General features: G+C 29.8%; 10 protein-coding genes. 5 read left to right on the top strand and 5 right to left on the bottom strand.

What is annotated here, in order from left to right; all coding sequences use genetic code 11:
* The 3 genes from hemY to hemE all read right to left on the bottom strand — a co-directional run bounded on the left by hemY (position 1) and on the right by hemE (position 3,454).
* The gene (gene hemY / locus CD032_RS10655) at positions 1 to 1,395 is read right to left on the bottom strand and encodes a protoporphyrinogen oxidase (protein WP_103211472.1); all 1,395 of its coding nucleotides are present in this window, start codon (positions 1,393 to 1,395) and stop codon (positions 1 to 3) included.
* A gap of 17 nt (positions 1,396 to 1,412) precedes the next feature.
* Entirely contained in the window at positions 1,413 to 2,336 is a 924-nt protein-coding gene (gene hemH / locus CD032_RS10660) for a ferrochelatase (RefSeq protein ID WP_019468054.1), read from the bottom strand.
* A gap of 83 nt (positions 2,337 to 2,419) precedes the next feature.
* Positions 2,420 to 3,454 carry a uroporphyrinogen decarboxylase gene (gene hemE, locus CD032_RS10665; RefSeq protein ID WP_019468053.1) on the bottom strand — a complete coding sequence of 345 codons (1,035 nt, stop codon included), beginning with the start codon at positions 3,452 to 3,454 and terminating at the stop codon, positions 2,420 to 2,422.
* 259 nt (positions 3,455 to 3,713) lie between these two features.
* On the opposite strand from hemE, the gene CD032_RS10670 reads away from it, so the two are divergent.
* On the top strand, positions 3,714 to 4,217 hold the full coding sequence (locus CD032_RS10670) for a hypothetical protein (protein ID WP_019468052.1): 504 nt from the start codon (positions 3,714 to 3,716) through the stop codon (positions 4,215 to 4,217).
* Between the two features lie 53 nt (positions 4,218 to 4,270).
* Here the strand turns inward: CD032_RS10670 and ecsB are convergent, their stop codons facing one another.
* Both ecsB and ecsA read right to left on the bottom strand, forming a co-directional pair.
* A complete protein-coding gene (ecsB, locus tag CD032_RS10675) occupies positions 4,271 to 5,494 on the bottom strand; it encodes an ABC transporter permease EcsB (RefSeq protein WP_040030386.1) in 1,224 nt (407 codons plus the stop codon).
* Positions 5,491 to 6,228 carry an ABC transporter ATP-binding protein EcsA gene (ecsA, locus tag CD032_RS10680; RefSeq protein ID WP_019468050.1) on the bottom strand — a complete coding sequence of 246 codons (738 nt, stop codon included), beginning with the start codon at positions 6,226 to 6,228 and terminating at the stop codon, positions 5,491 to 5,493. The genes ecsB and ecsA overlap by 4 nt, the downstream gene beginning before the upstream one ends.
* A 127-nt stretch (positions 6,229 to 6,355) precedes the next feature.
* On the opposite strand from ecsA, the gene CD032_RS10685 reads away from it, so the two are divergent.
* The 4 genes from CD032_RS10685 (at position 6,356) to prsA (ending at position 9,222) form a co-directional block, all read left to right on the top strand.
* Positions 6,356 to 6,781, top strand: coding sequence for an HIT family protein (locus CD032_RS10685; RefSeq protein WP_019468049.1), 426 nt, complete (start codon positions 6,356 to 6,358; stop codon positions 6,779 to 6,781).
* Positions 6,782 to 6,858: 77 nt separating this feature from the next.
* A complete protein-coding gene (locus tag CD032_RS10690) occupies positions 6,859 to 7,230 on the top strand; it encodes a YtxH domain-containing protein (protein WP_019468048.1) in 372 nt (123 codons plus the stop codon).
* A 281-nt stretch (positions 7,231 to 7,511) separates the two neighbouring features.
* Positions 7,512 to 8,078, top strand: coding sequence for a DUF3267 domain-containing protein (locus CD032_RS10695; protein WP_019468047.1), 567 nt, complete (start codon positions 7,512 to 7,514; stop codon positions 8,076 to 8,078).
* Positions 8,079 to 8,229: 151 nt separating this feature from the next.
* Positions 8,230 to 9,222 (top strand): peptidylprolyl isomerase PrsA, encoded by a 993-nt coding sequence (prsA, locus tag CD032_RS10700; protein WP_019468046.1) that lies wholly within the window; start codon positions 8,230 to 8,232, stop codon positions 9,220 to 9,222.
* Positions 9,223 to 9,567: the final 345 nt, after the last annotated feature.

Consider the following 9,567-nt stretch of genomic DNA (forward strand, 5'->3'; position numbering starts at 1 on the left):
TTAAATTTCATTTAAAATCTCTTCCACTGCATCTTCACCTTGTTTTATACAATCTGGTAACCCTACAGCTTCAAATGATGCACCTGTAATACGTAATTTAGGATAATTATTTCTAATATGTGATTGTATCGCTTTAATTTGTTCAATATGTCCTACTTGATATTGCGGCATACTTTTTGGTAATCGATTTACAATACTAAAATCAGGTGCGCCTTTAAAGGTCATCATTTTACTTAAATCTTTTTTCACAATTTTCACGATTTCTTCGTCTGTGTGATCGTCAACTACAGTGTCACCTGGTTTACCAACATAAGCTCTAATTAACGCTTTACCTTCAGGTGTTGTAAATGGCCATTTCTTACTTGTCCATGTACAAGCTGTAATATTGGTATCACTTGTACGAGCAATAACGAATCCTGTGCCATCATAGTTATTGATGATATTTGCTTCGTCAAATGCAAGTACAACTGTTGCTACTGTAGTAGAATCCATGTTTTTAAAATAATCGAAAGCAGGATCATTACCAAACCATTGTAAGAATTTTTGATGTGGCGTTGTAACTAGAACACTGTCATGAATATGCTTTTCATTATCTGTTTTTATTACATATTTTTTCTGTGAAGCAGTAATATCGCGAACTGCAGTTTGATACTTAATATTAACACCTTTTGCTACCAAATCATCTTTTAAATGTTCTATAAATGAACTCAATCCATGTCTAAACTGTTTAAATTGTCCCTTAGGTGCACCAGGATAAAGTTCACGTTGTTTGATTCTTTGCGCTTTCTCATATCGCATTCCTTTAATAAGGCTTCCAAATTGTTCTTCTCTCTCTTTAAATTCAGGAAAAGTACTCATTAAACTAAGCTCATCGATATTTGTACCATAAATACCACCCATTAATGGTTCTATTAGGTTTTCTAACACTTCGTCACCTAATCGTGTTCTAAAAAATTCACCTACCGACATATCGCTATTCATGTCTACTGTTTTTTTAAACAAATCCATTCCAGCTCTTAATTTCCCCAACGGAGAAATTAATTTGGTTTTTAGAAATGGTTTGATGTCTGTCGGTATTCCTAATATAGACCCCCCAGGAATCGGATAGAGCTTGTTTTTAGCATATATATACGATTGCCCAGTTTTATTAGTAATAAGTTGATCTTCAAGCCCTATGTCTTTGGCTATGTCTGTCATAATTTGTTTGCGCCCTAAATAGGATTCTGGACCTAATTCAATGGTATAACCTTCATTTCGGTATGTTTGAATTTTCCCGCCTACTCTATTAGAAGATTCATAAATTGTGACATCGATATCAGGTCGTTTAGATTTTATAAAATAAGCACTAGATAGACCAGTGATGCCTGCCCCAATAATTGCGATACGCTTAGTCAATGTAATTCACGCTTCCTTTAATAAACATTTTTTATCTCATCAACGATTGCACCAATAAATAGTAGATCTGTATTAGGCATTGCTGGACGGAAGTAATTGACTCCTAATTCATCACAAATTATCTTACATTCATAATCATTATCGTATAATACTTCCAAATGTTCACATACAAAGCCTACAGGTGTATAAATAAAATTTTTATAATTATATTTTTCGTATAAATTTCTTGTTAAATCTTGAACATCAGGTCCTAACCAAGGTGTACCTGTATTACCTTCCGATTGCCATCCTTCAGCTACATGAATGATGTTCGATTTAGCTTTTAATAATTCAGCAGTATCATGCAATTCGTTTGGATATGGGTCGTTATTTTTTTCGATAAGACCTTTTGGTAAACTGTGTGCTGATACAACTAAAACTGTTTCATCATGTTCCTCTTTTGGTATTTGCTCTAAAGTTTCATTTACCTTTTCAGTCCAATATTGGATAAATTTAGGTTGTTGATAATAATGTTCAACATGTTTTAAAGTAATACCATATTTATCTGCTTCTTCTTGTGCACGTTTGTTATAAGAGCCCACTGAAAAACTAGAATAATGTGGTGCGAGTACTACAGTCACCGCTTCTTCTATGCCTTCTTTGTGCATAGCTTTTACAGCATCTTCAATAAATGGATGAATATGTTTCAAGCCTATATATAACTTGAAATTAACATCTGTATACTGGTTATTCAGCTCTGAACATAAAGCTTCAGCTTGTCGATTCGTAGTGCCTGCGAGTGGTGATAAACCACCAATAAATTTATATCTATCTTTTAAATCTTGCAATTCTGCTTCTGTAGGTTTTTTTCCATGTCTAATATCTGTGTAATAAGCTTCTATATCACTTTCTTTATAAGGTGTACCATAAGCCATTACTAATAAGCCTACTGTTTTTGCCATTTTAAAATCATCCTTTTATTTAAATTTTTTAGATGTAGATGACATAATTAATTGTAAATCTTGCTCACAATGTTTATGTCTAACTATCTTTGTGTATATTCGTGAACAAATGTAGTAATTCTTTTTAAAGTTTCAGGTTTAACTTGTGGAAAAACACCATGACCTAAATTAAATATATGTTTGCCATGAGCTAAACCTTGATCTAAAATAGGTTTTAATCTTGCTTCTATAACTTCCCAAGGTGCTAATAGTAAAGAAGGGTCTAAATTTCCTTGTAATGTTTTAGTTATATTTAAATCATTTGCTTCCTTAATGGATAGTCTCCAATCTAAACCTAATACATCTATTGGTAAATCATTCCATTCATGTACTAAATGACTTGCACCGACACCAAATAAAATAACTGGCACATCATGTTTCGCTTTAATTCCATTAATCAACTTTTTCATTGCTGGCTTTATATAATATCTATAATCATGGACGTTTAATGCACCAACCCAAGAATCAAATACTTGAATAATTTCTGCACCAGCTTCTATTTGGGCAGTCGTGTAAGTGATGGACATATCAACTAAATGATCCATAAGTGCGAACCATGTTGCTTCATCACTATACATCATCGCCTTTGTAAAATTATAATTCTTAGAAGGACCACCTTCAATCATATAGCTTGCTAATGTAAATGGCGCACCTGTAAAACCTATCAATGGCACATTTAATTTTTCTTCAGTTAATAATTTTATTGTATCTAATACATATGGAACGTCCCGTTTCGGATCAATTTTCCCTAATCTTTCAACATCTTGAATAGTTTTAATCGGATTATGAATTACTGGACCTATCCCAGACTTAATTTCTACATCAACGCCTATCGGTTGCAACGGTGTCATGATGTCTTTATATAAAACCGCGGCATCCGTATTATAGTTATCTACTGGTAAATGTGTCACATATGCACACAATTCTGGTTGATGTGTAATTTCAAATAAAGAGTATTGCTCTTTCAATTTTCTATATTCAGGCTGTGATCTACCAGCTTGACGCATAAACCACACAGGTGTGTGTTTAACTTCTTTGCCCTTAATCATATCTAGGATTGTATTATTTTTATTATGCACCTTGTAATCCTCCTACATTATAATCATTCTTATTAATATTACCATATCCATTAATTTACCGTATTCAATGTATAGAAATGTCATAAAAATGACAAAGTGTGTCACTTTATGATCTTAATTATTTGACTATTGTTTTCTAGCAGAAATCAATTATAATACTGTTAAAGTCTATTTTACATTTATTTGAAATATTAGAAGTATATATAGTAAATTATAATAGTTATCCAATGTTTCTTAAACAATTCAAGGGGGAAAATTTATGAAAATATACGCATCTTACGGTACATTTGGTTATTTGAATCAAATTAAACTGAATAATCCGACACATAATCTATTACAATTTTCAGCTTCTGACTCTTCAGTCATTATAGAAGAAACAGAAGGTGAAACTGTTTTAAAACATCCGTTAGCTTATGACATCATTAAATCTGAAGGGAATTTAGATGAAAATTACTTCTATTCTGTTATTTTCATACCAACATCAGAAGATCATGCTTATCAATTAGAAAAGAAATTAGAAAATGTAACAACTGATTTTAAACAATTTGCTGGTTACAGAAGTTACCGTTTTTTAAAACCAAATCAAGGATTAACATACAAAATTTATTTTGGCTTTAATAGTCGTACAGACTATGAGGATTTCAAAGCCTCTGCCGTTTTCCAAGACAACTTTGATAAACTTGCACTAAGTCAATTCTTTGGTTCTAGTGGTCAACATTCTAGTTACTTTGAAAGATATTTATTCCCAATTGATGATTATTAATTAAAAATCGCTACTCAAAATTAGCACTAAGCTAAAACTTGAGTAGCGATTTTTTAATCTGTTAGCAAACTTTCTTGATATTTCAGTTTTTTAGTTATATTTCTAATCGTCAACCATCCTACAAGAAAGAATATCAATCCAAATAAACTATATTGTGGGAGAACAATAGCAAAAGTAACAATAAATATCACGCCTATAAAACACATTAATCTATTTAAAAATTGTTCATACCCTTTTATCACCTTACTATCAGATACCGGCCACACTTGAGGCCATAAACCATATGCTTGTTGTGTATAAAATTGAGCCATTTGTAACAAAATTATATACATAAACAGGCTACCAATTAATAAAATTACGATAACTTGATGTAACCATATCATCATAACTAAGGCTATAATTATCAAGCGTAATATAATATTAAATGCGTCTTTACCTCTAGCAAAACTTCTAATAAATAAATAAAGATACATATAGTTGTCATTAAATTTTTTAGGTTTTGGTTTCCACAATAACGGATCTAAATAGCTTCTCCTTACTGCTTTCTCTTCTAATTGTTTTACATCTGTAAACATATTTACAAATTTATAATAATTCATATGATGTTGTTGTTCTGTATTAATCATATGCTCCCATGGGAACAAATAGTCTTTGTTTAAATGTTTTATTAACAGTGTCAATGCAACAAGTATAATAACTGAAAAAATACTTGAAATATTTTTAGGATCTAAAGCTACATAATAACCAGATGTAAATATTACAAACAAAATGCTAAATAATGACCAGCGTTCAAGTCTAAATTTATACCATTGCCATTTCAATAATAAACCTAAGAGTGGGCATATAATTGCTAGTCCAGCAAAGATAATATAAAAGCCAAACGTTTTGTTATTAAGCACATAAAATAATGGAAATAATATAATAATTAATAATATTTGTATAGGTAATCTAGTAACATAACTATACATCAAACTCTTTTTCATATATTCAGACATATGATTTTCAAACGGCAATAGAAATAATTTATCTGCATCTTTCAATAGAGTCCTAATTGGAAACATAGAAGTAATGGCAGTGATTATACTTGCAATTAAGGCATAATTAATATGTTTAGGTATTGATTTCAACCAATCTCCATAGCCCAAAATAAATGCACCTAATAAAATCACAAGAAATACGGAAAAATGACCATTAAATATAAATTTATTATAATAACTTTTCTCCTTTGTGATTTCTTTTTTTCTTACATCAAATAATTGTTTAGCTTCCTGTCTCATGAGTTCTGGCCACCTTGGGTAACATATATATATATTTCATCTAAGGTTTTACCATTTAATCCAGTTTGTTCCCTTAATTCATCTATATTACCGAATGCCACGATTTGACCTTTGTCCATTATTAAAAATCTGTCACAATATTTTTCAGCAGTTGCCAAAATATGTGTACTCATCAATACAGTTCTATTTTCTTCTTTTTTTTCAACCATTAAATCAAGCATAGATTGAATACCTAAAGGATCTAAACCTAAAAATGGTTCATCAATGATATATAGTTCTGGATCCACAATAAATGCACAAATAATCATTACTTTTTGTTTCATACCTTTAGAAAAATGACTCGGAAATATATCTAACTCATTTTCTAACCTAAATGTTTTTAATAATGGATTTGCTCTTTTCATAGCTTCTTCTTTATCAATATTATACGCCATTGCAGTCATGTTAATATGTTCTTGCAACGTTAATTCATCGTATATCACTGGTGCTTCTGGAATATATGATAATTTTCGTCTATAAGTTTCTACATCTTTTTTGATATTAATATCTGAAATTGTTAACTGCCCTTCCATCGGCGTTAATAAACCTAACATATGTTTAATAGTAGTACTCTTTCCAGCACCATTCAATCCTATCAAACCAACAATTTCTCCTTTTTTCAATTCAAAATTTATATCTTTAATCACAGGTCTTTTGCCATATCCACCTGTTAAATGCTCTACTTTTACTGTCATAAGGCACCTCCACAAATAGTATTGTATCAAAAATCAAACATTGTTCATAAACTTACTGCAAAAAATGACGGAAATTAATCAGTAATGCTATAATGGTTATTAAATATCTGACAAGGAGTGAAGATTTATGTCCGAAACAATCTTTAGTAAAATAATCAATGGTGAGATTCCTAGTTATAAAGTATATGAAGATGAATTTGTTTATGCATTTTTAGACATCTCTCAAGTGACTAAGGGTCATACTTTATTAGTTCCTAAAAAAATCTCTGCAAATATCTTTGAAACAGATAGTGAAACAATGAAACATATAGGCGTTGCTTTACCTAAAGTAGCAAACGCAATTAAAAACGCATTTAACCCTGATGGTCTAAATATTATACAAAATAATGGTGAATTTGCCGATCAATCTGTCTTCCATTTACATTTTCACTTATTACCAAGATATGAAAATGAAGTAGATGGTTTTGGTTATAAATGGGAAACACATGAAGAAAGTATAGACGATGATCAGAAGAAAAAAATTGCAGAAGAAATTGCAGCTCAATTTAATTAATTATGCATAGCTGATATGATATAGGGTATATTAAAATTATTAATGGCTCAGAAATTTTAGAAATGAGGAGAATTTTTATGAAAACAGCTCAATTATTACTAGGTCTTGGTGCTGGTGTTGCAACTGGAATTGGTGTTGCATTAATGAATCGTGATAAGAAAAATTCAAGCCAATACGTGACAGAAGCGCGTAAACCTACAGGTGCTGAATCTGAATTTGATAGAGAAATCAATACAATAAAACAAAACGTCAATGATATTGTAAATTACATTGCTCAAATCAAATCCGAAAGTACTGAAATTGGAAGCACTATCGGTGACGAAGTAAAAACGATGATTGGCGATTTTAAATCTGATATCGATCCTAATATTGAAAATTTGCAATCTCATATTGAGAATTTACAAAATCGTGGCGAAGAAATTTCAAAAGCGTTTGAAAAAGATAAATAATAAGTTTGTTAAATAAGAGTTATGACTTAGTTTTTAAAAGAGTTATAACTCTTTTATTTTTTACAATAGATTTTTTAAACATTTGAAATAATACTAATTCAGAACTAATTTATAGTCTTATAAATTTCTTTGCTCAAGAACAATAACGTTCAACAAGTGTGTTTTCCTAAATAATCATTCAATCTCTAAAATTAGCATGAAGTTAAACTTGACGATTGCATTAATACGTTAGATAATACGAAAGTATATTCAATATATTTTAAAAGGAGTATGATTGCGTAATGTATTTATGTACACGTCAAATAGATATTAACGCTCGTTTTGGCATACCTAGAATTGCTTTCCTTAGTTTTGCTACTACAATTATTACTTTTTTAATTGCATACGAACTATTATACTTCTTTTCAAATACCAAGTTAACAGATGATCACTTTTTGATATTTTTAATTTTAGTGGTACTTTTGTATCCATTACATAAATCAATCCATTTATTATTTTTCTATCCCTATCGTAAATCATTTAAAAAATATAAATTAGTAAAACGTAAACCTGTGCCATTTTATAATGTGTACGTAAATACACCTGTTAATAAATATTACTTTTGTTTTGATTTAATCACGCCTGCTTTATTTATTACAATTATCTGTGCTTATGTAAGTACTTTAATTCCGCAATATGGTCATTATTTAATGTTTTTAATTGCTTTAAATTTAGGCTATTCAGTTATGGATTTTCTTTATTTAAAAATTATATTATTTTCAAATGAAGGGGCTTATGTTGAAGAACATCAAACAGGTATTAATATTTTAAATAAAGTATCCTCAAATTTGAATAATGAACTTGATTAAGCAAACAGCAATGTTTGCTTTTTTTATTTAATGCATTCTTTTTTACTTAAAAAGCTTACAACTATAGTCGTATATATTAGGTTTCTAATTGGTGAAAACGACTTTATATGTTATATTTACGTTGTTATTCTTACAAAAGGAGTTCCCAAACATGAAAACATTTAAAAAAGTTATAATTCCTGTTACTGCCAGTGCATTACTATTAGGTGCTTGTGGTAATAGTGCTACAGATTCTAAAGAAGATACAATCATTTCATCAAAAGCTGGCGATGTTAAGGTTGAAGATGTAATGAATAAAATGGGCGATGAGCAAGTTGCAAATACATCTTTTTCAATTTTATTAAACAAATTGTTAGCAGATAAGTATAAAGATAAAATAGATACTAAAGATATTGATAAAGAGGTTGAGAAAGAACAGAAGCAATATGGTGGTAAAGATCAATTTGAAAGTATGTTGAAACAACAAAAAATGTCACTTAGTGACTATAAAGAGCAGAAAAAATTACAATCTTATCAAAAAGCACTACTAAATGATAAAGTAGATATTTCTGATAAAGAAATCAAAGAATCTACGAAAAAAGGTTCACATATCTTAATTAAAGTTAAAGAGAATAAAGATGACAAAGAAGGTTTATCAGATAAAGATGCGAAGGCAAAAGCAGAAAAAATCCAAAAACAAGTATCAGAAAATCCTGATAAGTTTGGAGAAATTGCCAAAAAAGAATCCATGGATAAATCTTCAGCTAAAAAAGATGGTAGTTTAGGCTATGTTATCAAAGGACAAATGGAAAAAGATTTTGAAAAAGCACTATTCAAACTTAAAGAAGGTGACGTTTCAAAAGTAGTTAAAACGGATTATGGTTATCATATTATTAAAGCAGATAAAGAAAATGACTTTGATAAAGAAAAAGGTAAGCTAAAATCACAATTAATCCAACAAAAAGTACAAAAGAGTCCTAAATTATTAACTGACGCTTATAAAGAATTATTAGATGAATACAAAGTAGATTATAAAGATCGAGATATCAAAAAAGCTATCGAAGATTCCATTCTAGATCCAGATAAAATCAAACAACAACAACAGCAGCAACAACAACAGCAAGCGATGCAACAAGGTGGAGCTGGTATGACCTCTGGACAATAAAATCATATCTCAAAACTTAAATAAAGCAAATGCTATTATTAATAGCATTTGCTTTATTTTTTTATCAATGAAACGAACTTATATTTCTTTATTAGGGGCATAAGCGATAGTATTTTATTTTTTATATTAATATACAACATATGATAAATACTTGTTCAAACTACTCACACTAAGTCAAATTATCCCATGAATAAAAACTACTGACGCATCCCTACTCTACTACAATATATTACATATAAGTTTTCACGGTCAAAACCGAATGAGTTCACATATAAAAAGGACTAGTCCATGCAAATGATATGCTCCCTTCAAAGTAGACACTTAAAAATGTAAACTTTGAAGGGA

The organism is Staphylococcus cohnii subsp. cohnii (assembly GCF_002902365.1).
Classification (GTDB): Bacteria; Bacillota; Bacilli; order Staphylococcales; family Staphylococcaceae; genus Staphylococcus; species Staphylococcus cohnii.

Coding starts and splice junctions, on each gene's coding strand:
- hemH (WP_019468054.1), bottom strand. CDS start 2,336: ATGGCAAAAACAGTAGGCTTATTAGTAATGGCTTATGGTACACCTTAT.
- CD032_RS10670 (WP_019468052.1), top strand. CDS start 3,714: ATGAAAATATACGCATCTTACGGTACATTTGGTTATTTGAATCAAATT.
- ecsB (WP_040030386.1), bottom strand. CDS start 5,494: ATGAGACAGGAAGCTAAACAATTATTTGATGTAAGAAAAAAAGAAATC.
- ecsA (WP_019468050.1), bottom strand. CDS start 6,228: ATGACAGTAAAAGTAGAGCATTTAACAGGTGGATATGGCAAAAGACCT.
- CD032_RS10685 (WP_019468049.1), top strand. CDS start 6,356: ATGTCCGAAACAATCTTTAGTAAAATAATCAATGGTGAGATTCCTAGT.
- CD032_RS10690 (WP_019468048.1), top strand. CDS start 6,859: ATGAAAACAGCTCAATTATTACTAGGTCTTGGTGCTGGTGTTGCAACT.
- CD032_RS10695 (WP_019468047.1), top strand. CDS start 7,512: ATGTATTTATGTACACGTCAAATAGATATTAACGCTCGTTTTGGCATA.
- prsA (WP_019468046.1), top strand. CDS start 8,230: ATGAAAACATTTAAAAAAGTTATAATTCCTGTTACTGCCAGTGCATTA.